The sequence below is a fragment of the Mesorhizobium sp. M0618 genome, assembly GCF_040320765.1.
Classification (GTDB): Bacteria; Pseudomonadota; Alphaproteobacteria; order Rhizobiales; family Rhizobiaceae; genus Mesorhizobium.
The window spans coordinates 1-22,741 of record NZ_JAMYQH010000051.1 but is presented as its reverse complement, the minus strand read 5'-3'; the positions used below and the strand labels follow the sequence as shown (position 1 = coordinate 22,741).

General features: G+C 63.4%; 22 protein-coding genes. 14 read left to right on the top strand and 8 right to left on the bottom strand.

The window, feature by feature from the left end; genetic code table 11:
* Positions 1–81 precede the first annotated feature (81 nt).
* Genes NKJ04_RS32265 through rsmA form a run of 3 tightly spaced genes read left to right on the top strand, consistent with a single transcriptional unit; the run spans position 82 to position 2,891 of the window.
* On the top strand, positions 82–1,011 hold the full coding sequence (locus NKJ04_RS32265; protein WP_352550533.1) for a peptidylprolyl isomerase: 930 nt from the start codon (positions 82–84) through the stop codon (positions 1,009–1,011).
* A gap of 1 nt (position 1,012) precedes the next feature.
* Complete coding sequence (pdxA, locus tag NKJ04_RS32260; protein ID WP_352679808.1) at positions 1,013–2,041, top strand: 4-hydroxythreonine-4-phosphate dehydrogenase PdxA; 1,029 nt, start codon at positions 1,013–1,015, stop codon at positions 2,039–2,041.
* Between the two features lie 10 nt (positions 2,042–2,051).
* Complete coding sequence (gene rsmA, locus NKJ04_RS32255; RefSeq protein WP_128305689.1) at positions 2,052–2,891, top strand: 16S rRNA (adenine(1518)-N(6)/adenine(1519)-N(6))-dimethyltransferase RsmA; 840 nt, start codon at positions 2,052–2,054, stop codon at positions 2,889–2,891.
* A gap of 50 nt (positions 2,892–2,941) precedes the next feature.
* Here rsmA and gmk read toward each other — a convergent pair whose 3' ends face one another.
* The 7 genes from gmk to fabD all read right to left on the bottom strand — a co-directional run bounded on the left by gmk (position 2,942) and on the right by fabD (position 9,443).
* On the bottom strand, positions 2,942–3,598 hold the full coding sequence (gene gmk, locus NKJ04_RS32250; RefSeq protein WP_013532512.1) for a guanylate kinase: 657 nt from the start codon (positions 3,596–3,598) through the stop codon (positions 2,942–2,944).
* A gap of 3 nt (positions 3,599–3,601) precedes the next feature.
* Positions 3,602–4,492 (bottom strand): YicC/YloC family endoribonuclease, encoded by an 891-nt coding sequence (locus NKJ04_RS32245; RefSeq protein WP_352442178.1) that lies wholly within the window; start codon positions 4,490–4,492, stop codon positions 3,602–3,604.
* Between the two features lie 157 nt (positions 4,493–4,649).
* Entirely contained in the window at positions 4,650–5,858 is a 1,209-nt protein-coding gene (gene mltG, locus NKJ04_RS32240) for an endolytic transglycosylase MltG (protein ID WP_352679804.1), read from the bottom strand.
* Between the two features lie 102 nt (positions 5,859–5,960).
* A complete protein-coding gene (gene fabF / locus NKJ04_RS32235; protein ID WP_352679801.1) occupies positions 5,961–7,223 on the bottom strand; it encodes a beta-ketoacyl-ACP synthase II in 1,263 nt (420 codons plus the stop codon).
* 34 nt (positions 7,224–7,257) lie between these two features.
* Complete coding sequence (locus NKJ04_RS32230; protein ID WP_006203723.1) at positions 7,258–7,494, bottom strand: acyl carrier protein; 237 nt, start codon at positions 7,492–7,494, stop codon at positions 7,258–7,260.
* Between the two features lie 211 nt (positions 7,495–7,705).
* Positions 7,706–8,443, bottom strand: a complete 738-nt coding sequence (gene fabG, locus NKJ04_RS32225) for a 3-oxoacyl-[acyl-carrier-protein] reductase (protein ID WP_352679798.1) — start codon at positions 8,441–8,443, stop codon at positions 7,706–7,708.
* A 58-nt stretch (positions 8,444–8,501) separates the two neighbouring features.
* Entirely contained in the window at positions 8,502–9,443 is a 942-nt protein-coding gene (fabD, locus tag NKJ04_RS32220; protein WP_352679796.1) for an ACP S-malonyltransferase, read from the bottom strand.
* Positions 9,444–9,695: 252 nt separating this feature from the next.
* Between fabD and NKJ04_RS32215 the strand changes: the two genes are divergently transcribed.
* On the top strand, positions 9,696–11,648 hold the full coding sequence (locus NKJ04_RS32215; protein WP_502898002.1) for an LTA synthase family protein: 1,953 nt from the start codon (positions 9,696–9,698) through the stop codon (positions 11,646–11,648).
* Positions 11,649–11,656: 8 nt separating this feature from the next.
* Here the strand turns inward: NKJ04_RS32215 and NKJ04_RS32210 are convergent, their stop codons facing one another.
* The gene (locus NKJ04_RS32210; protein WP_352442173.1) at positions 11,657–13,315 is read right to left on the bottom strand and encodes a pilus assembly protein TadG-related protein; all 1,659 of its coding nucleotides are present in this window, start codon (positions 13,313–13,315) and stop codon (positions 11,657–11,659) included.
* A gap of 455 nt (positions 13,316–13,770) precedes the next feature.
* Here NKJ04_RS32210 and rpsF point away from each other — a divergent pair, with 455 nt between their 5' ends.
* The 10 genes from rpsF (at position 13,771) to NKJ04_RS32160 (ending at position 22,502) form a co-directional block, all read left to right on the top strand.
* Positions 13,771–14,271, top strand: coding sequence for a 30S ribosomal protein S6 (gene rpsF, locus NKJ04_RS32205; RefSeq protein ID WP_013532520.1), 501 nt, complete (start codon positions 13,771–13,773; stop codon positions 14,269–14,271).
* The gene (gene rpsR, locus NKJ04_RS32200) at positions 14,271–14,519 is read left to right on the top strand and encodes a 30S ribosomal protein S18 (RefSeq protein ID WP_006203718.1); all 249 of its coding nucleotides are present in this window, start codon (positions 14,271–14,273) and stop codon (positions 14,517–14,519) included. The genes rpsF and rpsR overlap by 1 nt, the downstream gene beginning before the upstream one ends.
* Before the next feature lie 220 nt (positions 14,520–14,739).
* Positions 14,740–15,324, top strand: a complete 585-nt coding sequence (gene rplI / locus NKJ04_RS32195) for a 50S ribosomal protein L9 (RefSeq protein WP_127289263.1) — start codon at positions 14,740–14,742, stop codon at positions 15,322–15,324.
* A 301-nt stretch (positions 15,325–15,625) separates the two neighbouring features.
* A complete protein-coding gene (locus NKJ04_RS32190; RefSeq protein WP_128305695.1) occupies positions 15,626–16,930 on the top strand; it encodes a cyclopropane fatty acid synthase in 1,305 nt (434 codons plus the stop codon).
* 67 nt (positions 16,931–16,997) lie between these two features.
* A complete protein-coding gene (locus NKJ04_RS32185; RefSeq protein WP_352442171.1) occupies positions 16,998–17,321 on the top strand; it encodes a YnfA family protein in 324 nt (107 codons plus the stop codon).
* Between the two features lies 1 nt (position 17,322).
* Positions 17,323–18,294: a small ribosomal subunit Rsm22 family protein gene (locus tag NKJ04_RS32180; RefSeq protein ID WP_352442170.1), complete on the top strand. Its 972-nt coding sequence runs from the start codon at positions 17,323–17,325 to the stop codon at positions 18,292–18,294.
* A gap of 140 nt (positions 18,295–18,434) precedes the next feature.
* Positions 18,435–19,148, top strand: a complete 714-nt coding sequence (locus NKJ04_RS32175) for a DUF1428 domain-containing protein (protein ID WP_352609755.1) — start codon at positions 18,435–18,437, stop codon at positions 19,146–19,148.
* 45 nt (positions 19,149–19,193) lie between these two features.
* Positions 19,194–19,559, top strand: coding sequence for a YciI family protein (locus NKJ04_RS32170; protein ID WP_128303068.1), 366 nt, complete (start codon positions 19,194–19,196; stop codon positions 19,557–19,559).
* Positions 19,556–20,785 (top strand): RNA polymerase sigma factor, encoded by a 1,230-nt coding sequence (locus NKJ04_RS32165; protein ID WP_352679788.1) that lies wholly within the window; start codon positions 19,556–19,558, stop codon positions 20,783–20,785. Before NKJ04_RS32170 ends, NKJ04_RS32165 begins: the two co-directional genes overlap by 4 nt.
* Before the next feature lie 226 nt (positions 20,786–21,011).
* Complete coding sequence (locus NKJ04_RS32160) at positions 21,012–22,502, top strand: replicative DNA helicase (protein ID WP_127261333.1); 1,491 nt, start codon at positions 21,012–21,014, stop codon at positions 22,500–22,502.
* Positions 22,503–22,741 lie beyond the last annotated feature (239 nt).

Here is a 22,741-nt window from a genome sequence, read left to right as displayed (position 1 = left end):
CGCCGCATAGGGCTGGCACGGATTTCGCGCACCTGGAAAGATGAAATTGGGCGGGACCGGGATAGAATTGGGATACCAACGATGAGGAAATACCTCTTTTCAGCAGGTTTAGCGTTGCTCGTGGCGGCGACGTCCGTGTCGATCACCGCAATGACGCCGCCGGCTTTCGCCAGCGAGATCAAATACGTCGTCAACGACGTTCCGGTCACCAGCGGCGACATCGCCCATCGCGCCGCCTTCCTGAAGCTGCAGCGCAAGAAGGGCGATGCCGGCCAGGAAATGATCGACCAGACGCTGCGTATGGCCGAGGCCAAGCGGCTTGGCATCCGCATCAGCGACGCACAGGTCGAGGCGGCGTATCAGCGCTTTGCCTCGAGCAACAAGATGCAGCTCAGCCAGCTTGACGGCGTCATGGAGAAGTCAGGCGTCACCAAGAGCCACTTCAAGGAATTCATCCGCGCCCAGATGGCCTGGAACCAGGCCTTGAGCGCGCGCTACCGTTCCGGCGACGGCACAGGTGCCGTCAGCGAGCAGGATCTCGTGAGGAAGATGCTCGAAAAAGGCGGCGCCAAACCGAGCGCCACCGAATACATGCTGCAGCAGGTCATCTTCGTGGTGCCGGCGGCTGAACGCAGCGCGACGCTGGGCAAACGCAAGCGCGAGGCCGACGCCATGCGCGCCCGCTTCAACGGCTGCAACACGACGCGCGAATTCGCCAAGGGCCTGATCGACGTCACCGTTCGCGATCTGGGCCGGGTGCTCGCGCCGCAACTGCCGCCGGACTGGGCCGAGCAGATCAAGGCGACCAAAGTCGGCGGTGCCACCGCCACGCGCGAAACCGAGCGCGGCGTCGAATTCATCGGCATCTGCTCGTCGCGCGAAGTGTCCGACGACAAGGTCGCGCAGATGGCGTTCCAGGCCGAAGGCTCTGGCGGCGACAAGGATGCCGACGCGCTCAGCAAGAAATATGTCGACGAGCTGAAGGCAAAAGCCCGCATCGTCAAGCGCTGACGTGGGCAACGCAGTGACTGCGCTCGCGTTGAGCGTCGGCGATCCGTCCGGCATTGGGCCGGAGATCGCCATCGCCGCCTTTATGGCGCGGGAAGCTGCCGACCTGCCCCCCTTCTACCTGCTCGCCGATCCGGCGCTGATCGCCTCCCGGGCGCGCCTGCTCGGCATTTCGCTGCCGGTCGTCGAAACGACATCAGCGCAAGCGGCGCAGGTCTTTGCCCGCGCCTTGCCGATCGTCCCGCTAGCCGCCGGCTGCATCGACAGCCCCGGCCGGCCGGATCCGGCCAATGCGGAAGCCACCATCGAGGCCATCGACCGCGCCGTCGCCGATTGCCTTGCCGGCGAAGCCTCGGCCGTGGTCACCTGCCCGATCGCCAAGAAGCCGCTCTACGATGCGGGCTTCCGCTTTCCCGGCCACACCGAATATCTGGCGCATCTGGCGGCCCGGCACAGCGGCGTCGAGGCGATGCCTGTGATGATGCTGGTAGGACCCGACCTGCGCACCGTTCCCGTCACCATCCACATCGCGCTGGCCGAGGTGCCGAAGGCACTGACCACCGAACTGATCGTCGCCACCGCGCGCATCACCGCCGCCGACCTTACCGGCCGCTTCGGCATCGCCAAGCCGAGGCTGGCGATTGCCGGGCTCAACCCGCATGCCGGCGAAGGCGGCTCCATGGGCCTCGAGGACGAGCGGATCGTGCGCCCGGCGGTCGACATCCTGCGTGCCGAGGGCATCGACGCTTTCGGCCCTTTGCCGGCCGACACGTTGTTCCATGTCCGGGCGCGGGCGGGCTACGACGCGGCCCTTTGCATGTATCACGACCAGGCGCTGATCCCGGCCAAGGCGCTGGCTTTCGACGAGGCGGTCAATGTCACGCTCGGCCTGCCCTTCATCCGCACCTCGCCCGACCACGGCACGGCCTTCGACATTGCCGGCAAGGGTGTGGCGCGGCCCGACAGCCTGATAGCGGCGCTGAAGCTTGCCCGGCGGCTGGCCGACACGAACACGAAGGCAATCGCCGTATGAGACCTCGGGCATGAGCATCGACGGGCTGCCGCCGCTACGCGAGGTGATCGAGCGTCATGGGTTGCAGGCGAAGAAGGCGCTCGGCCAGAATTTTCTGCTCGACCTCAACCTCACCGGCAAGATCGCGCGCACCGCCGGCGACTTGTCCGATGCAACAGTGATCGAGGTCGGTCCTGGTCCCGGCGGGCTGACCCGCGCCTTGCTCAACAACGGAGCGCGCCATGTGATCGCCATAGAGCGCGACGAACGTTGCCTGGCTGCTCTTGCCGAAGTGTCCGACCACTATCCCGGCCGGCTGGAGGTTGTTTCCGGCGATGCGCTGAAGACGGATTTCGCAGGCCTTGCCAGCCGAGCGACCGGGAACGGCGGTCCGGTCAAGATCGTGGCCAACCTGCCCTACAACATCGGCACGGAGCTGCTGGTGCGCTGGCTGACGGTCAGCGACTGGCCGCCTTTCTACACCTCGATGACTTTGATGTTCCAGCGCGAGGTGGCCGAGCGCATCGTCGCTCCCGCCGGCAGCGACAGCTATGGCCGGTTGGGGGTTCTTGCCGGCTGGCGGACGGAGGCGAGGATCGCCTTCGACGTACCGCCACAGGCATTCACGCCGCCGCCAAAGGTCACCTCCTCGGTGGTGCATCTGGTGCCGCGCCCGACGCCCCTGCCCGCCGAGGTGAAAAAACTCGGCCGCGTCACAGAAGCCGCCTTCGGCCAACGTCGCAAGATGCTGCGGCAAAGCGTGAAGAGCCTCGGCGGCGAGGCCCTGCTCGAACGCGCCGGCATCGATCCGACACGCCGCGCCGAAACGCTGAGCGTCGAGGAGTTCGTGCGGCTGACCAATGCGGTGTAAGAAGCTGCCGATCTCCCACCCCTCGTGGGGGAGATTGGCGCTTCACCGCCTCAGCCCGTCTTCTCGTCCAACAGTCCAGAGACGAAATCGAACAGGCCTGGCCGGCGGTCGCGTCTTAGCCGCTCGGCGACGACGATACCGCGCACTTCGGCGAAGGCGCGGTCAAGGTCGTCATTGACGATGACGAAATCATATTCCTTCCAGTGCTCGATCTCGTTGCGGGCGTTTTTCAGCCGCGTTTCGATCACCGCCTCCTGGTCTTCAGCGCGACGTTTCAGCCGCGCCTTCAACTCCTTCATCGATGGCGGCAGGATGAAGATCGAGACAATGTCGGCGCGCATCTTCTCCTTGAGCTGCTGGGCACCTTGCCAGTCGATGTCGAACAGCATGTCGCGCCCCTCGGACAGCGCCAGTTCGGCCGGTTCGCGCGGCGTCGCATAGCAATTGCCATGCACCTCGGCCCACTCCAGCAGTGCGTCGGAATCACGAAGCCGCTCGAATTCGCGCATCGTCCGAAAATGATAGTGGACGCCTTCGATCTCGCTTCCGCGGCGCGGCCTGGTGGTGACCGAGACCGACAGTTCGAGGCTGGAATCGCTTTCCAGAAGATTGCGCGCGATCGTCGACTTGCCGGCGCCGGATGGCGACGACAGGACGAGCATTAGGCCCCGGCGGCGAATGCGGGACCCCAAATCCTTGGCAACCATCGGCTACTCCAGATTCTGGATCTGTTCACGAAATTGGTCGACCACCGCCTTCAGGTCCAGGCCGATCGCGGTGACGGCTGCGGCATTCGATTTGGAACACAGCGTATTCGATTCGCGGTTAAATTCCTGTGCCAGAAAATCGAGCTTGCGACCGACCGCACCGCCGCCCAGCAGCAGAGCCCGGCCGGACGCGACATGCGTTTTCAGCCGGTCGATCTCTTCGCGAATATCGGCTTTGGTGGCCAGGAACGCCGCCTCCATGTGCAGTCGGGTGGCATCCAGATTGGCGGAAGCGTCCATCAGCAGCCTGACCTGCTCGGCGATGCGTTCGCGAATCACCGTCGTCTCGCGGGATGGATCCGCCTCGGCTCGCAGCGTCAGCACCTCGATCGTGTCGATATGACCCGACAACAGCAAAGCCAGCGCGGCTCCTTCGCCCTGACGTGCCTGTTCGAGCCCGTTCAAGGCCACTTCGAGCGCGACCATGATCGCGGCATCGAGCGCGGCCCTCGCCTCCTCGGTTTCGACGGTTTCAGGAATGTCGAGCACGCCGCGCAGCGAAAGCAATCCATCTGACGTCGCCGCAGCAACGCCGAATTGCTCCTGCAGCCGTTTGGCGAGCCCAGCAAGGTCCTTCAGGAAGGCTTCGTTGACGACCGGCTGCGCCTGCGCGCCAACGGCACGGCCGATGGTCAGCGTCGCCTGGAAATTGCCGCGTGCAAAACGTTTCTGAAGTATCTGCCGGACAGCAGGTTCCAACCGTTCGAAGCCTTGCGGCAGCCGCAGCCGTACCTCGACGCTCTTGCCGTTGACGGACTTGACCTCCCAGGCGATCGAAGTGCCTTCGTGCTCGGCGACGGCACGTGCAAAACCGGTCATGCTCTGCAAATTCATATCGCCCACACGTCCCTGGCACATCGCCCTGAACCGGCTTTCCGGACAGGAGCGAGTGCGGCTTGAAAAAAGACTGCGCCGCAGGCGCGTCGAAATCGGACGCGCGGCGCTCTTCCAAATGTCAGGGCGTTGCCTGTCGGGCAACGCCTTTCTTCATTTACTGGGCAGCGCCCGCGTCACCGCCGCTGGCATCGCTGTCGCCGGTGCCAGTCGTCTTGGCGGCTTTGGCGGCATCATCGGCCTGCTTCTTCAGCAACGCGCGATAGCGGGCGACATTCTCGTTGTGCTCGTCCAGCGTCGCGGCAAAGACGTGCCCGCCGGTGCCGTCGGCAACGAAATAGAGGTCGGCGGTCTTCGACGGATTGGCCACCGCCTCCAGCGCTGCACGACCCGGATTGGCGATCGGCGTCGGCGGCAAGCCATTGATCACATAGGTGTTGTAGGGAGTCTGTTTCTGGATGTCCGACTGGTAGATCGGCCGGTCCGCCGGCTTTCCCTTGCCGCCGAACAGCCCATAGATGATGGTCGGATCGGATTGCAGGCGCATGCCCTTGGCAAGCCGGTTCAGGAAGACGGCGGCAACTCGCGAACGCTCGTCACCCTTGCCCGTCTCCTTCTCGACGATCGAGGCCAGCGTGACGAACTCCTCGACGTTGGCCAGCGGCAGGTCAGGCGCGCGCCGCTCCCAGACATCGTCGACCAGCTTCTTCTGATCCGCCAGCAGCTTGTCGACCATCTGCTGGCGTGTCGCGCCGCGCGTGAAGCGCAGCGTGTCGGTGGCGAGGCTGCCCTCCGGCGGCGTGGTTGCCGGCATGTCGCCGCTCAACGCAGTCTCCTCGGCGATGCGCTGCAATGCCTGGTCGACCGTCAGTCCCTCAGGAATGGTCAGCGAATACATCACCGACTTGCCGCTCTTCAAAAGCTCCATGATATCGCGCATGGAAGCCCTGGGCTTGATCTCGTACTCGCCGGCTTTCAGCGCGGAATCATTGCCGAAGGCCCGCACGCCAAGACGGAATACCCGGGCGTCGCTGATCAGCCCCCGGCGTTCGAGCTGGTCGGCGATATCCTGGACGCCGGTGTTCGGCTTGACCAGGAAGGTGTCGCCATTAGCCGAAGGTCCGGGTTCGGTGAATTCCTCCTTGCCGAAATAGACCGCGACGCCGGCCGCCAGGACCACCAGCATCACCGAGGAGATGACGAAGTTCATGAACACGACGACCTGGCTGCGTGACGCACGCGAGCGCTTCGGCGGCGGCGTGCCAGCCTCCGGCCGCAACGCCTCGCTGGCCGTTTTCGGCACGATCGGGCCGGATGTCGGCGGCCGTTGCCCGAATTCTCCGTTGCCTGCCGGATTTGTGTTCATTTCGCCCTACCGTTTGATCGCCCAACGAATCCCCAGCGGCAGAGTAGGGGCGAATATGGCAAAATTGACGGCACGCCAAAGCGCCGCCCGGCAGCCGGACGATCAGCCATTGTATCGCTGGAAGACCAGCGACGCGTTGGTCCCGCCAAAGCCGAAGGAATTGGACAGCGCCACGTCGATCTGGCGGGCACGCGGCTTGTTCGGCACCAGATCGATCGCGGTTTCGCGTTCCGGGTTATCGAGGTTGATGGTCGGCGGCGCGACATTGTCTCTGATGGCAAGGATAGAGAAGATCGCTTCGGCGGCACCCGCCGCTCCAAGCAGATGGCCGATCGACGACTTGGTTGACGACATCGAAATCTTCGATGCGGCATTGCCGACAAGCCGCTCGACGGCACCGAGCTCAATCGTGTCGGCCATGGTCGAGGTGCCGTGCGCGTTGATGTAGTCGACATCGGCCGGCGTCAACTTGGCCCGGTTCAGTGCCGCCGTCATGCAACGGAAGGCGCCATCGCCATCCTCGGCGGGCGCGGTGATGTGATGCGCATCGCCAGTGAGACCATAACCCGTCACCTCGGCATAGATCTTGGCGCCGCGCGCCCTGGCATGTTCGAGCTCCTCGAGCACGACAACGCCGGCGCCCTCGCCCATGACGAAGCCGTCGCGGTCGCGATCATAGGGTCGCGACGCCGTTTGCGGCGAATCATTGCGTTCCGTCGACAGCGCCCGGCACGCGGCGAAGCCGGCGATCGACAGCCGCGTCACCGGCGCCTCGGCGCCACCTGCGAGCATCACGTCGGCATCGCCCCACATGATCAACCGGGCGGCATCGCCAATGGCGTGCGCGCCGGTCGAACAGGCCGTGACGACGGCATGGTTCGGGCCTTTCAGCCCGTGCCGGATCGAAACCTGCCCGGAGACGAGATTGATGATCTGGCCCGGGATGAAGAAAGGGCTGATGCGGCGCGGGCCGCGTTCCTTGAGGATCATCGCGTTCTCGGCGATGCCCTCGATACCGCCAATGCCGGAGCCGATCAGGACGCCGGTGGCGCATTGCTCGGCGTGCGTCTTCGGCTCCCAGCCGGAATCCTTCAGCGCTTCGTCGGCGGCGGCAATCCCGTACAGGATGAAGTCGCCGATCTTGCGCAATTCCTTCGGCTCGAGCACGGCCTCGGGATTGAAGGTGGCATTGCTGCCGTCGCCACGCGGAATGACGTGGGCGATCTTGCAGGCAAGATCCTCCACCTCGAACTCGGTGACGCGCTTGGCAGCGCTGCGGCCGGTCAGAAGTTCCTTCCAGCTGTGCTCGAAGCCCATGCCGAATGGAGACAGCAACCCAAGGCCCGTGACGACGACACGCCTCATCGCAGGTCCTCCCCGGTGATGACTGCGGAAAGTATCAGGCCGAAGCCTTGTCGATGTACTTCACCGCATCGCCGACGGTGAGGATGGTCTCGGCTGCGTCGTCGGGAATCTCGACGCCGAATTCTTCTTCGAACGCCATGACGAGTTCGACCGTGTCAAGGCTGTCGGCGCCCAGATCATCGATGAAGCTCGCCTGCTCCGTCACTTTGTCGGCATCGACGCCAAGGTGCTCGATGACGATCTTCTTGACGCGCTCTGCGGTGTCACTCATTTGGGCATCCTCGTCTTTTGTTTGTCTGTCTTCGTTAGCGGGCAGAATGCCGCTAATCAAGCTGAAAGATGGTACTGCCGGAAACGCAACGGCTACGGACCGGTTTTTGCCCGAACCGCCGGGTTGCGGGCCGCATTACACGAAAATCGGCTGAGGTCCAAGCCGAAATGGTCTCTTTTCACAACCCGGCAGCGTTGCTGCCGGACCTCGTTCAAATCATCGCCATGCCGCCATTTACATGCATGGTCTGGCCGGTGACGTAGGCGGCTTCGTTGGAGGCGAGATAGGCGACGGCGGACGCGACTTCAACGCTGGTGCCCATACGGCGCGTCGGGATCGCCGCCATGATCGCCTCTTTCTGCTTGTCGTTGAGCTTGCCGGTCATCGCCGATTCGATGAAGCCCGGGGCGACGCAGTTGACGGTGATGTTGCGGGTGGCGATCTCCTGCGCCAGCGACTTGGAAAAGCCGATCATGCCGGCCTTGGAGGCGCAGTAGTTGGTCTGGCCGGGATTGCCGGTGACGCCAACGACCGAGGTGATGTTGATGATGCGGCCGTGGCGGCGGCGCATCATCGGATGGGTGAGTTCGCGGGTCAGCCTGAACACGGCGGTCAGATTGACTTCGAGCACGGTGTCCCAGTCGGCATCCGACATCCGCACGAACAGCCCGTCCTTGGTGATGCCGGCGTTGTTGACCAGGATGTCGACGCCTTCGAGATCGGCCTCCGCCTTCTGGCCGAGCGCCTTGACCTCGTCGCGGTTCGACAGATTGGCCGGGAACAGCTTGACCCGGTCGCCAAGCTCGGTGGCCAGCGCTTCAAGTTTCTCGACGCGGGTGCCGTGCAGGCCGACGATCGCGCCTTGCGCATGCAGCACCCTGGCGATTGCCTCGCCGATGCCCCCGGATGCACCGGTGACGAGCGCCTTGCGGCCAGTCAATTCGAACATTTTCGTCTCCTGATTGAGAAGAGAGCACCCTTTAACAGGGATGGGATCAAATGGCGCTTTATGCAAGCGCTGCCAGCGCCGTCTCGACCTCAGCCGCGGAGCCGACCGACGCGGTGGCGATGTCGCGATTGATGCGCCGCGCCAATCCTGAAAGCACCTTGCCGGCGCCAATTTCGTAAAGCGTGGTGGCGCCGTTCGCGCCAAACCACTCCACCGTCTCGCGCCAGCGCACGCGGCCGGTCACCTGCTCAACCAGACGCCGCGCGATCTCATCCAGATCGCTCGACGGCGTCACCGACACGTTGGAGACGACTGGGACGACTGGGACGCTCTTTGTCACACTGGCCAGGGCTTCGCGCATGACGTTCGCGGCCGGCGCCATCAGCGCCGAATGGAAGGGCGCGGACACCTGCAGCATCAGAGCGCGCTTGGCGCCCTTTTCCGTGCACAGTTTTGCCGCCAGTTCGACCGCGGCCTTGGCGCCGGAAATGACCAGTTGGCCGCCGCCATTGTCGTTGGCGATCTGGCAGACAGAGCCTTTGGCGGCTTCCGCGCAAGCGGCTTCGACATCGGCCTGTTCCAGTCCGATGATCGCCGCCATCGCGCCCTCGCCGGCCGGCACCGCCGCCTGCATGGCGTTGCCACGTATACGCAGCAGCCGGGCGGCATCGGCAACCGAAACGAAGCCCGCGGCCGCGAGTGCCGAATATTCGCCCAGCGAATGGCCGGCGACATAGGCGACCTTGCCTTGCAGCGAGAAACCACGCGATTCCAGCGCCCGGATCGCGCCCAGCGACACCGCCATCAGCGCCGGTTGCGCGTTGGCGGTCAGCGTCAACGTCTCTTCCGGCCCTTCCCAGATCAGCTTCGACAGGTTTTCGCCGAGCGCGTCATCGACTTCCTGGAAGATCCGGCGCGCCTCCGGAAAGGCGTCGGCGAGATCCTTGCCCATGCCGACAGCCTGGCTGCCTTGTCCAGGAAAGGTGAATGCAACGGCCATGCGAGGCTCCCAAGGGTTGGTTTTGCTTGCCTGGTAGACGAGTTTTTCTTGCGTGTGACGCAAGGCAGGCCGCCAAGTCAAGCCCGGTTCGACCCTGCCCGGCGGCAACTTTGTCCGCCGAGTGCCTGTTCCGAAAGGCTTTTTGGCGATCACTCCTGATGAAAACCGCTCACGATTCGTTTGCTGGCTCTTCTTATTTTGGCCACAGGCGCTAGCTTTGCGTGACAATTCTATGACAATCGAGTGACGTGTTTGTCGCTGGGTGGGGAAGTTAAAGTGGCAAAGAGTTCGAAACGCGCCGGCAAGGCCGCGCCACAGTTCCTGGAAGACGACCCCTCCACCGGCTACCTGCCGGGCAGGAGATGGCCGGTCGTGCGCTATGGGCTGATCAGCCTGGCGATCGCTGCCGTCCTGGTGTTTGCCATCGAACTGATCGTACGCGGCGACTTCGCCGGTACAGTCTCCTTCTTCCTGCAGCCACTCAAGCCGGGCTGGACCACGATTGTCGTGTTTGCGCTGATCCTGATCGGCCTCGATGCGGTGCTCGGCCGCAGCCATCAGAGCCTGATGATCGTTGCGCCGCTGACGCTTTCCCTTGCTTTCGTCGGTCACCAGAAGTCGCACTATCTCGGCGATCCGCTCTATCCGACCGATTTCCTCTATGCCCGCCAGATCTTCGCGCTGCTGCCACTCCTGGTGCGCGACCGGCCGATGACCGCGCTCGCCATGGTCGCCGGCATCGTCGCCGGCCTGTCGCTGCTCGTCTATGGCTGGCGGCTGTGGCGCCGCAAGGTTCCGGCGCTCAGCCGCAAGGGACGCCTTGCCCGGCTGACCCTGGCAGTGCCGCTACTCGCCTTCTTCGTTTCGATCATGGACTACGCCACCTTCTCCTGGACCAGGGACCGGCTGCAGATCATCCCGATCATGTGGGACCAGAAGGAAAACTATGCCTCCAACGGCTTTGCGCTGGCCTTCGCGCTCAATGTGCCGATGGCGCATGTCTCGGCGCCGCCCGGCTATTCCGACAAGGCAATCGCAGCGATCGGCAGGCCTGATGTAACCGCCTCGATGCCGGCCGAGAAGCCCGACATCATCATCGTCATGAGCGAGTCCTTCTGGGATCCGACCAAGCTGCCCGGGGTCACCATCACGCCCGATCCGATCCCCAACGTGCGGGCGCTGCGCTCGGGCTCGATGTTCTCGCCCGAATTCGGCGGCATGACCGCCAACATCGAGTTCGAGGCCCTGACCGGCTTTTCCAACGCGTTCCTGCCGGCCGGCAGCATCCCCTATCAGCAATATGTGCGCACGCCGACGCCTTCGCTCGCAACCTTCCTCAAGAGCCAGGGTTACCGGGCGCGCGCCATCCATCCCGGCACCAACTGGTTCTGGAACCGTGGCGCGGTCTATGCCGATTTCGGCTTCAACGACTTCAAATCGGAAGAGACGCTGCCGCCCATGCAAAAGCGCGGGCCGTTGGCATCAGACGCCGCGATGACCGACGAGATCATCAGCGAGGCCGACGCCAGCGACGAGCCGGTGTTCTTCTTTGCCGTCAGCCTGCAAAACCACGGCCCCTACGAGCCGAACCGCTATTACAATCCGACGCATACGGTGCAGGCGCCGATCAGCCAGTGGGCGCGCGAATCGCTGCTCAGCTACGCCGAGGGTTCAGCCGATGCGGATCGCGGTCTTGAACGCCTCGTCGAATGGGCGAAGAAACGCTCCCGCCCCACCGTGATCGCCTTCTTCGGAGACCATCTGCCGCCGCTGGGGCCGGTCTATGTCGAAACCGGCTTCATGAAGGACAATGTCGCGCCGCGCAAGGAAGCGTCGCCCGAGGCCGCCCTCGAACACCACGAGACGCCGCTGGTCATCTGGTCGAACCGCACCGGGCCGGCTGAAGACGTGGGCGCCGTCAGCCCGGCCTTCCTGCCCTATCATATCCTGAAGACGGCCGGTATCACTCATCCCTACTACACCGGCTTCCTGGGCGAGATGAGCGAACGCTACCGCGTCGTCGACCGCAACCTGTTGCTGACGCCGGCTGGCGAGGCCACGCCCGACTGGGCGCGGCAGAAAGAGATCGACCCGGCGATCCGCGATTTCCGCCTTTTGCAGTACGATATGATGTTCGGCAAACGCAATGCGGCGCCCGACTTCTTCCCCGAAACGGTCGACAAGATTGTCGCCCATACGAGTTGAGACCGCCTTTAGTTCGTCAATTGCAGCTTTGAGAACTTGTTGGCAATCTGCTGGAAGACGTCCGGCAATTTGGTCGGATCGTTGACTGCATAATAGCCGCTCGGATCAGAGGCGCAGGCGCTGTAAAGCGCACGGTTGGCTGCGGTGTCGGACTGCAGCACCATGGTGTAGATCTGCACGCCCTGGTCCTTCAATTGGGTGCAGACGCTTTTGGTCCAGCCATCGACGTTGCGTGCCGCCGTCGTCTGGTTATCCGATCCGAAACGACCGCCGGCCAGATAGCCATATGATGTGTAGTCAGACTTCGTCGGCTGTTGGCTGGCGCCATAGACGACGTTCTCACCGTCGGTGAGCAACAGCACGATCTTGCTGATGCCGGGCGTCTTCCACGGCGCTCCATCGGTGTAGGGCGCGGCGGGCGACAGCACCCGCATACCCCATGACAGGCCCTCGGAGACATTGGTGCCCGAACCGTTCCACTCGGTCATCTGACTGGCTGCCTTGCGCAGCTTGTCGAAATCGTCGGTCAGGGCGACCACCGGGGTCGGACACGCACGGTTCGGGCCGATAGTGATGGGAGAGCCGGTCTCGGTGATGAGTTCCTTGGCGGGCGCAACATATTTGGCGATCTTTTCCCTGGCAGCCCTGTCATCGGGTGACAAAAGGTCGATGAGGTTGCCGAGCAGGTTGCTGAGATCGATGCCCAGAATGTTGATGCCCGACTGGGCAAGCCTGGTTTTGTCGCTGACATCGTTGAGGTAGGAGTTGTTGTAGTATTTGTCCGAATTGCCATAGGCGCCAGACGGCTTTTGGGCGTCTTCGGGATCGTCCGGCGCAAAGTACGGCACGAACAGCGTGTCGGGCTTGGCCGTGTCGGGTGGCGTGTCGGAGATATTGTAAGCGCCTGGCCGCGCCTCGACACAACCCTTCCATCCGGTGCCATTCCATCCGGCATCGGTCCATCCGGTCTTCTTGAGCTGTTTGAAAAGCGCCATGTGGTTCGGTCGCTTGCCGTCGATGACGGGAAAATTGACGCCGTTGGTCGAGGACTTGCCGTCCATGTCGATCCAGGACGGATCGAAGCCGTCGCCATTGACGTTGACAGCGGTTACGAAAGGAACCAGCGAGGCGCGGATCTTGCGCGTCGGCGATTTCGCCGCTTCGAGCGTGTCGAGCAACGATTTTGTCGCCGTCCTCAACGCCGTCATACGCGCGCCGGCCATCGAGCCGGTGTTGTCCAGCACCAGCACGACTTCGAGCTGGTTGTTCGATTCGACCGCCGAGGCATCGACGACGATGCGCTTGCTGTCGCCGAACAGGAAGGCGAAGTTGAGATTGACGTCCGCCGAGGCAACCGCCTTTGTCTTGACGAAGTTGACGCCCTTGTCGACAGTCAACGTCGCCTGCGCATTGCCGAGCTCGCCATGACCGACGATGTTGGCCTGGAAATAGCGGTTGAAAGCGTCATTGCGGGTGATGTCGAGATCGCCAAGGTGCGAGGAAGCAAGGTTTGCCGAATCGAGAGCGTTCTGCAAATTGCTCTTGGCCCGCATAAGGGTCGAGACATCGGTTGCGAAAGCGACAGCCGTCAGGATCACCGGCAAGCCCAGTGCCAGCACAAGCGTGAAATTGCCGCTCTTCGAGCGCCAGAATTTGTCGAGAAGCATCCTTACCCCCGGAAATGCTTGCCGCTTTTGTGCGGTCGTCCGGGCTTTTGCGCCTTCCATGATGAATCGACCGTTGACGGCTGAGCTTCAACTCCACACAACCTTCTAGTGTGGTTAAGACGTGGTTCCCGGAAACCACAACTTCCGCCGTTGCTGCTCCCCGATCGTCACGTGGGACACACGGGAATGCCGCTTGCGCTTGCTTTACGGTCGGATTGCTGTATAGACGCCCGCAATCTGCCGGTCCTTGCTGGGGGCTGAACGGAGGGCCGGAGGTCTTTTCGAAAACCTTCGTGTGAAGCCGGAAGTGCTTCCGCCTCCCGTGTCTCCGCTCTCGACCGTCTCGTCATGCTCCTTTCTTCCCCCTGCCCCTTCGAGGGTTTGCGGGTCAGAGAAGTTGCAGAGGCTTTTGCCGCCGGGAACCGGGAGAGAAACGAAGAAAGGCATAAGACATAATGGCTCTTTACGAACATGTGTTTCTTGCCCGGCAGGACCTCTCGCAGCAGCAGGTCGATGCGCTTGTCGAACAGTACAAGGGTGTCATCTCCGCAAATGGCGGGTCCGTCGGCCGGGTCGAGAACTGGGGACTGAAGTCCCTCACCTACCGGGTCAACAAGAACCGGAAGGCTTACTACACGCTGATGGACCTGAATTGCCCCGCCGCCGCGCTCAACGAGATGGAGCGCCAGATGGGCCTGTCCGAGGACGTGCTGCGTTTCCTGACCATCAAGGTCGAGGCGCATGAGGAAGGCCCGTCGGCCATGATGCAGAAGCGCGAAGAGCGCTCGGAACGCGGCGGCTTCGGCGACCGTGATCGTGGCGATCGTGGTCCGCGTTCGTTCGGCGATCGTGATCGCGGCGACCGTGGCGATCGTCCGCCGCGCTCGTTCGGCGACGCTGGTGCCGATCGTGGCCCGCGCCGTCCGCGCGAAGGCTTTGAAGGGGGTGCAGAATAATGGTCGACATCAATCAGATCCCGACCCGGCGCCCGTTCCATCGCCGCCGCAAGACCTGCCCGTTCTCCGGCGCCAACGCGCCCAAGATCGACTACAAGGACGTGCGTCTGCTGCAGCGCTACATTTCGGAGCGCGGCAAGATCGTGCCGTCGCGCATCACCGCCGTCAGCCAGAAGAAGCAGCGCGAACTCGCCAAGGCGATCAAGCGCGCCCGCTTCCTCGGCCTGCTGCCCTACGTGGTTCGTTAATAGCGCCAATGCGGGCGGCTCGCCGCCCGCTCTTCTCCCACGGCGACGGGCGCCGCAGGGTCGAACATCAAATCCCGGGTTGAGGTCAAAGACCTCTAACTGCCGCGACAGGCAGGACAGCGTCACCAGCGCCCCCGGGCGCTCAAGCTTCCTGACCTGTTCCAAGACATTCGGCGTCGATCTCATCGATCGATTGGCGCCCAACCGAAGGAACAAAACCATGGACGTCATTCTTCTCGAACGCGTTTCCCGCCTCGGCCAGATGGGCGACACCGTCAAGGTCAAGGACGGCTTTGCCCGTAACTTCCTGCTGCCGCAGGGCAAGGCGCTACGCGCCAACGAAGCCAACAAGAAGAAGTTCGAAGGCCAACGCGCCCAGCTCGAAGCCCGCAACCTCGAGCGCAAGTCGGAAGCGGCCCAGATTGCCGAAAAACTCGACGGCAAGAGCTTCATCGCCGTTCGCTCCGCCGGCGAAACCGGGCAGCTTTACGGTTCCGTTTCGACCCGCGACATCGCCGATCTGCTGACGGCGGAAGGTTTCTCGATCAACCGCAACCAGATCCTGCTCAACCAGCCGATCAAGACCATCGGTGTCACCAATGTGGCGATCGCGCTGCATCCGGAAGTCGAGGTCACCGTCACGCTCAACATCGCCCGCACGGCCGACGAAGCCGAGCGCCAGGCCAAGGGCGAGACACTGACCACCGCCGAAGCCATCTATGGCGACGACATCAACGACAACGCCCGGCCGGAGAACTTCTTCGATCCGAACACCGAGTTCGAGGGCGGCGAAGACAACGCCTGATCACACTTCGCAAGACGATTGGAGCCATGGGCTGATCACGACTTAAAGCCAAGCTCCGATCACTTTGCCGTCATCCAGCCATGCTGGACCAATGCCCGGGTCTCTCGCCCGGGCATTTTTGTGCCAAATGGAACTTTTCGAACCCCTATATATTGTTGCAGACTATGGCATAGCGCGTCCTTTGGCCGCGCAAAGCACGCTGTGCAACTTTGGTTCGGCGCAAGACCCCCGGCGAAATCGATCCCGATTTTCGCGGTCACGCGCCAAGGCAGCCTGTTTGGCCGAGAGGGGACATTTGGTCATGAATATTCTGTTGAAGCGCGTTCTCGACCGCCTGGTGCGCACCGGCAATCTTAAGGTGACCGGCCCCAAGGGCTCGGCTGTGGTTTTCGGCGACGGCAGCGGCGAACCGGTGCACATGCATATCAAGACGGCGCATGCCGAGCGCGCCATCACCTTCGATCCGATGCTGGCAGTGCCAGAGTCCTACATGGACGGCGAACTCGACATCCTCGAAGGCGGCGTGCTGGGCGTGATGCGCATCGCCTTCCAGAATATGGGCAGCGGCGGCATCGACGCCACCTGGTCGAAGGCCATCGAAGGGCTGCGCCACGCCTTCCGCCGCCTGCAGCAGATCAACACCGCCTCGCGCTCGCGCCGCAACGTGCAGCGCCACTACGATTTGTCGGGCGACCTCTACCGGCTCTTCCTTGACCAGGACATGCAGTATTCCTGCGCCTATTTCGAGCAGCCGGACATGACGCTGGACGAAGCGCAGGCCGCCAAGAAGCGCCACATCGCCGCCAAGCTCCGGCTGAAAGCCGGCCAGACGGTGCTCGACATCGGCTCCGGCTGGGGCGGGCTTGGCCTCTACCTCGCCAAAGCGTTCGACGTCGACGTGCAGGGCGTGACGCTGTCGACCGAGCAGCATGGCGTCGCCACCGACCGGGCGCACGCGCAAGGGCTGGAAAGCCGCGTGCATTTCGAGCTCAAGGACTACCGCGAACTCAACGAGCGTTTCGATCGCATCGTCTCGGTCGGCATGTTCGAGCATGTCGGCGTCAACCACTACCGTACGTTCTTCGACAAGAGCGCGACGCTGCTCAAGCCCGATGGCGTGATGCTGTTGCACACGATCGGTCGTTCCGGCGTGCCGTGGGCGACCAGCGCATTCATCCGCAAATACATCTTCCCGGGCGGCTATATCCCTTCGCTCTCGGAAGTCATGCCGGCGATCGAAAAGTCGGGCCTGGTCGTCACCGACGTCGAGATCCTGCGGCTCCACTATGCCGATACGCTGAAGCACTGGGGCGAGCGCTTCGCTGCCAACCGCGACAAGGCCAAGGCGATCTATGACGAGCGCTTCTGCCGCATGTGGGAATTCTATCTGGCGGCCTCGGAAGCCGCCTTCCGCTGGCAGGACCTGGTCATCTTCCAGATCCAGATCACCAAGAAGAACGATACGCTGCCGATGTCGCGCGACTACATGGCCAAATGCGAAAAGGCGCTCGAGATACGCGATATGGGGCATCGTGAAACGGCTCCCGTCAAAAAGAGCCCGACCGCCAAGCCGGCTCGTCGCCGCAAGGTTGCGGACCAGGAATAGCATTGCCGCTTGCCATTGCCGGCGCCTGCACTGAAAAAGGTCCCGTGACCGTCGCGGAACCTTTTTCATGACCTACGTTCTCTATGCCACCGCCGCTCTGGCCGAGATCGCCGGCTGCTTTTCGTTCTGGGCCTGGTGGCGGTTGGAAAAGTCACCGCTTTGGCTTCTTCCCGGCCTCGGCTCGCTTGCCCTGTTCGGCCTCCTGCTGGCGCTGGTCGACACGTCAGCCGCCGGCCGCGCCTACGCCGCCTATGGCGGCATCTACATTGCGGCATCGCTTGGCTGGCTGTGGCTGGTGGAGGGCGTGCGCCCCGACCGCTGGGATTTTGCCGGCGCGGCGCTCTGCATTGCCGGCGCTTCCGTGATCCTTCTCGTCCCGCGGGGCGCGTGAGATGGAGTTGCCGGCATCCCTTCGCCAAGGTGTCGAGCGCTTGCTCGAAAACGTTCCGCTGGCGATACTCAAACAAGCGGCAAAAACGCTGTCCGACCGTTATCGTGCCGAATTGCGCGACGGCCGTCTGCACATGGCCGAGGATCTGGCGGTGAAAGCCTATCTGGCGACGCGGCTGCCGGCGACCTATGCCGCGATCCGCGCCAGTCTCGATGCGCTGAGCGATGCCAAGCCCGCCTTCCAACCCAAGAGCCTGCTCGATGTCGGCGCGGGTCCTGGTACTGCGCTTTGGGCCACGACTGAGCTGTGGCCCGATCTCGAACAGGCTGTGTTGTTCGAAGCCAGTGCGGCGGTACGCAAGGTCGGCGAGACACTTGCCGCCGGTGCGATTGCCGCACAGACGAGGTGGCTGGCGGGTGATGCCACCATCGACCTTGCCGACCTCCAGTCGGCCGATCTGGTCACTTGCGCCTATGTGCTCGATGAAATCGCTCCCGCATCACTGCCGAAGCTCATCGACCGGCTCTGGCAACTCACCGCCGACACGCTGCTTGTGGTCGAGCCGGGCACCCCCGCCGGCTGGCAGCGCATCCTTGCCGTGCGCCGGCAGCTGATCGAGGCGGGCGCGCATGTGCTAGCGCCTTGCGCGCATCAGGCGCCCTGCCCGCTGGTCCAGCCCGACTGGTGCCATTTTTCCCGCCGCGTCGCCCGCTCGCGCCTGCATCGGCTGGCCAAGGATGCCGACGTGCCGTGGGAAGACGAGAAGTTCATCTATGTCGCGGCTTCTCGCGACGGACCCACATCACACCAAGCGCGGGTTCTTGCGCCGCCGAAGTCCGGCTCCGGCAAGGTTCTGCTTAAGCTTTGCCAGGACGACGGCACCGCCGCCGAGCGCTTGTTCACCAAGCGCGACGGCGCCGACTTCAAGCTGGCTCGGCGCCTGGACTGGGGCGACAGGCTGGGTTCCGAATAGACGGCAGTGGCGTTTCGAACCGCTCCGAAGAAAAATTCGGAGCGATGTCGAATCCAGGCCGTGCCGTTCGACCATTGGCGTTCTCGGATCTTTCGAGACGCCAAGAGTGTCAAACGGCATCAGCCAACAGGAGAGACGCAATGAGCTATATCGCAGGATTTGTCGCCGCGGTGCCCGCCGCCAACAAGGAAGCCTATCGCAAGCATGTCGCCAAGGCGGCATCGGTGCTGAAGGAGTTCGGCACCACCCGGATGGTCGAGGGATGGGGCGACGACGTGCCCGGCGGCAAGATCACCGACTTCAAGGGAGCCGTGAAGGCAAAGCCGGATGAAATCATCACCTTTTCGTGGCACGAATACGCGGACAAGGCGGCGGCGGACGCTGCCTATCAGACGATGATGAGCGACCCGCGCATGGCGGAGATCGGCGCGTCCATGCCCTTTGACGGCAAGCACATGATCATCGGCGGTTTCACGCCGTTCATCGACCTGAACACGACCGGCAAGACCGGCTATATCGATGGCTCGCTGGTGCCGGTGCCGGCCGCCAACAAGCAAGCCTACCTTGCCGTGGCGGCGAAGCAGGCCGCGGTGATCAAGGAACATGGCGCAACCCGCGTCGTCGAGGCGTGGGGCGACGATGTTCCCGACGGCGAGATCACCGATTACCGCAGCGCCGTGAAAGCGACGGGCGATGAGGTTGTCGTCTATGCCTGGGTCGAATGGCCGTCGAAGCAGGTGCGTGACGACGCCTGGAAGAAGGTGATTGCCGATCCGCGCATGTATGCCGACACCATGCCCTACGACAACCAGCGCCGGGTCCATGGCGGCTTCGCACCGATTCTCGACGCCTGATCCCAAGAACCCTAGTTTCGACAATCCTGGAAAAGGAAACCCACCATGCGTTATGCCTGCCTCATCTACTACCACCCCAAGACGCTGTTCGGCGGCAGCCCGCAAGCCAACGCCGTGCTGGCCGAATGCGCCGGATATGACGAGGTGCTCAGGGCCAGCGGCCACTTCGTAACCGCCGAAGCCCTGGTGTTGCCGGAAGAGGCGATGACCGTGCAGGTCCGCGACGGCAAGATGTCTTCGGTCGACGGCCCGTTCATGGAGACCAAGGAAATCCTGGGCGGCATCATCGTCATCGAAGCCCGTGATCTCAATGAAGCGGTGCGGGTGGCGAGCGGCCATCCGCTGGCAACGATCGGCTTTATCGAAGTCCGTCCGGTCGTCGACTTCAGCCAGCCGCCGCCGGTCCTGTGAGCACCGCCGGCCCGCGCGACGCCCTGGAGGCGGCCTACCGCACCGAGGCGCGGCGCGTGCTGGCGACCTTGATCCGCCTGCTCGGCGGTTTCGACGCGGCGGAGGAGGCCTTGCACGAGGCCTTCACCGCTGCCGCCGAGCAATGGCCGCGCCAGGGTGTGCCGGCCAATCCCTATTCCTGGCTGGTCTCGGCCGGCCGCTTCAGGACCATCGACCGCTGGCGCCGGGAAGCGCGACTGGCCGGGGCTCTGCCCGAGCTCACGGCTCTGGCCGAGCCGACACCGGAGCCGGCCATGCCGGAAGACATCCAGGACGATGAATTGCGGCTCATCTTCGTCTGCTGCCATCCGGCGCTGGCGCCGGATGCACGCATCGCCCTGACCCTGCGCGAAGTGGGTGGTTTGACCACCGAAGAGACCGCCCGCGCCTATCTGACGCCGGCACCGACCATTGCGCAACGCATCGTGCGGGCCAAGGCGAAGATCCGGGACGAGGCCATCCCTTACGAAGTGCCCGACCGCGACGACCTGCCGGCGCGTCTCGAGAGTGCGCTGCAGGTGATCTACCTGATCTTCAACGAGGGTTACGCGGCAACCGAGGGGCCGAACCTGACGCGGGCCGATCTGTGCGCCGAGGCGATCCGGCTCGGCCGGCTGATGGTTGAGCTGCTCGACCAGCCGGAGGCGCAAGGGCTGCTTGCCCTGATGCTGCTGCACGAGGCGCGGCGCGCAACACGGGTCGATGCCAGCGGCGATCTTGTGCTGCTGGAAGACCAGGACCGCGCGCTGTGGGACCGTGCGCTGATCGCCGAGGCCGACGGCCTGATCGGTCGGGCGATCGCCTCGCGCCGCATCGGACCTTACATCCTGCAGGCGGCCATTGCTTCCGTCCACGCCGAGGCGGCAGGCACGGCGGAGACCGACTGGGTACAAATCGTCGCGCTTTACGATGTGCTCGGCCGCGTCGATCCTTCACCCGTCGTGGCACTTAACCGCGCCGCGGCCATAGGCATGCGCGACGGCCCGCAGGCCGGACTGGCGGCAATCGAGGCGGTCATGGGACAAGGCGGGCTGGACGGCTACCATCTGGCGCACGCGGCGCGAGCAGACATGCAGCGCAGGCTTGGCTTGACCGAAGCGGCAAGGACCTCCTACCGGCGGGCGATCGAGTTGACCCGGCAACCGGCGGAACGCCGGTTCATCGAGGGGCGACTCGGTCAGCTTTGAGCGGGATGGCTGCACAGGGCACCATTCTTGTTTTCCCGTTTTGTTCTCCCTGTAGATGCGCTACAATCGTTCTTTCGATTCGAGTCAATTGTGATTCTTTCCACCGAAAAAACTCGGCTGTGAATCGCGGGTATCAAAGCTGATTGGACAGGCACTGGTGCAGATAAGTCAGCATGGACTTGTCACGTTCTGATATCGAGAAGCCGGGATCGAAATCGGGGACATCATGGCAGAAGCAGCGCGAAAATTCGGCGTGGCGGAAACACCGCTTTATCGTGAAGCGCCCAACAACATCGAGGCCGAGCAGGCGCTGCTCGGCGCCATCCTCGTCAACAACGACGCCTTCTATCGCGTCTCGGACTTCCTCAAGGCCAGCCATTTCTACGAACCGCTGCACCGCAAGATCTTCGAGGTGGCGTCCGAGTTCATCCGTATGGGCAAGGTGGCGACGCCGATCACGCTGAAAACCTTCCTGCCCGCCGACGAGAAGGTCGGCGACATGACGATGGCGCAATATGTCGTGCGGCTGGCGGTCGAGGCCGTCACCGTCGTCAACGCCACCGACTATGGCCGCGCCATCTATGACCTTGCCACACGCCGCGCGCTGATCACCGTCGGCGAGGACATGGTCAACATCGCCTATGACGCGCCGGTCGACATGGCGCCCGGCGAACAGATCGAGGACGCCGAACGCCGCCTGTTCGAGCTGGCCGAAAACGGCCGCTACGATGGCGGCTTCGAGAGTTTTTCCGATGCGTTGAAGAACGCCGTCGACATGGCCAGTGCGGCTTACATGCGCGACGGCCACCTATCCGGCATTGCCACCGGCCTGCGCGATCTCGACCACCGCATGGGCGGCCTGCAGCCATCCGATTTGATCATCATCGCCGGCCGCCCAGGCATGGGCAAGACGTCGCTGGCCACCAACATCGCCTATAACATCGCTGCCGCCTATGAGCCTGCCCAGCAGGCCGACGGTTCGGTCAAGGCGGCCAATGGCGGCGTCGTCGGCTTCTTCTCGCTTGAAATGTCGTCGGAGCAGCTGGCCACCCGCATCATCTCCGAGCAGACCGAGATTCCATCGTCGAAAATCCGGCGCGGCGATTTGACGGAAGCCGATTTCGGCAAGCTTGTCGCCTACACGCAGGAGAACCACAAGCGCCCGCTCTACATCGACCAGACGGGTGGTATCTCGATCGCCCAGCTCGCGGCGCGCGCCCGCCGCCTCAAGCGGCAGCGCGGGCTGGACCTGATGGTCATCGACTATATCCAGCTGATGCAGGGTTCGTCCGCCAAGGCGTCGCAGAACCGCGTCCAGGAAATCACCGAGATCACCACCGGACTGAAGGCACTCGGCAAAGAGTTGGGCGTGCCGATCATCGCCCTCTCACAGCTCTCGCGTCAGGTCGAAAGCCGCGACGACAAGCATCCGCAGCTGTCCGATCTGCGCGAATCGGGCTCGATCGAGCAGGACGCCGACGTCGTGCTGTTCGTGTACCGTGAGGAATATTACATCAAGAACAAGGAACCGGAGAAAGGCACGCCCGAGCACCTCGCCTGGGAAACGAAGATGATCGAGGTCCAGGGCAAGGCCGAAGTGATCATCGCCAAGCAGCGCCATGGCCCGACCGGCACCGTCAGCCTTGCCTTCCAGGGCGAGTTCACCCGCTTCTCCGACCTCGCCGAGGAGCATCATCTGCCGGAAAGGTTCGAGTAGCTTTTTGACCTACCGTCGCGCTCTGTCACACCCCCCTCTGTCCTGCCGGACATCTCCCCCGCAAGGGGGGAGATTGGATGTCGTTACCGATTTCGCCAATCGCCGACGTGGCAGAGATGGTGCTGTAGTCAAAACTGCCAATCTCCCCCCTTGCGGGCCCGTTGCGTTATTAAGTTATAGGGGCAAGGAGGGAGGGTCAGGCCAATGTGGGGTGCCTTGCGGCTCGGGTTTGAGGCCGG

Bases quoted from the DNA above. Each gene is read 5' to 3' on its own strand.
- NKJ04_RS32265 (WP_352550533.1), top strand. From the start codon at position 82: ATGAGGAAATACCTCTTTTCAGCAGGTTTAGCGTTGCTCGTGGCGGCG.
- rsmA (WP_128305689.1), top strand. From the start codon at position 2,052: ATGAGCATCGACGGGCTGCCGCCGCTACGCGAGGTGATCGAGCGTCAT.
- gmk (WP_013532512.1), bottom strand. From the start codon at position 3,598: ATGGTTGCCAAGGATTTGGGGTCCCGCATTCGCCGCCGGGGCCTAATG.
- NKJ04_RS32245 (WP_352442178.1), bottom strand. From the start codon at position 4,492: ATGAATTTGCAGAGCATGACCGGTTTTGCACGTGCCGTCGCCGAGCAC.
- mltG (WP_352679804.1), bottom strand. From the start codon at position 5,858: ATGAACACAAATCCGGCAGGCAACGGAGAATTCGGGCAACGGCCGCCG.
- fabF (WP_352679801.1), bottom strand. From the start codon at position 7,223: ATGAGGCGTGTCGTCGTCACGGGCCTTGGGTTGCTGTCTCCATTCGGC.
- NKJ04_RS32230 (WP_006203723.1), bottom strand. From the start codon at position 7,494: ATGAGTGACACCGCAGAGCGCGTCAAGAAGATCGTCATCGAGCACCTT.
- fabG (WP_352679798.1), bottom strand. From the start codon at position 8,443: ATGTTCGAATTGACTGGCCGCAAGGCGCTCGTCACCGGTGCATCCGGG.
- fabD (WP_352679796.1), bottom strand. From the start codon at position 9,443: ATGGCCGTTGCATTCACCTTTCCTGGACAAGGCAGCCAGGCTGTCGGC.
- NKJ04_RS32210 (WP_352442173.1), bottom strand. From the start codon at position 13,315: ATGCTTCTCGACAAATTCTGGCGCTCGAAGAGCGGCAATTTCACGCTT.
- rpsF (WP_013532520.1), top strand. From the start codon at position 13,771: ATGGCTCTTTACGAACATGTGTTTCTTGCCCGGCAGGACCTCTCGCAG.
- rpsR (WP_006203718.1), top strand. From the start codon at position 14,271: ATGGTCGACATCAATCAGATCCCGACCCGGCGCCCGTTCCATCGCCGC.
- rplI (WP_127289263.1), top strand. From the start codon at position 14,740: ATGGACGTCATTCTTCTCGAACGCGTTTCCCGCCTCGGCCAGATGGGC.
- NKJ04_RS32190 (WP_128305695.1), top strand. From the start codon at position 15,626: ATGAATATTCTGTTGAAGCGCGTTCTCGACCGCCTGGTGCGCACCGGC.
- NKJ04_RS32185 (WP_352442171.1), top strand. From the start codon at position 16,998: ATGACCTACGTTCTCTATGCCACCGCCGCTCTGGCCGAGATCGCCGGC.
- NKJ04_RS32180 (WP_352442170.1), top strand. From the start codon at position 17,323: ATGGAGTTGCCGGCATCCCTTCGCCAAGGTGTCGAGCGCTTGCTCGAA.
- NKJ04_RS32175 (WP_352609755.1), top strand. From the start codon at position 18,435: ATGAGCTATATCGCAGGATTTGTCGCCGCGGTGCCCGCCGCCAACAAG.
- NKJ04_RS32170 (WP_128303068.1), top strand. From the start codon at position 19,194: ATGCGTTATGCCTGCCTCATCTACTACCACCCCAAGACGCTGTTCGGC.
- NKJ04_RS32160 (WP_127261333.1), top strand. From the start codon at position 21,012: ATGGCAGAAGCAGCGCGAAAATTCGGCGTGGCGGAAACACCGCTTTAT.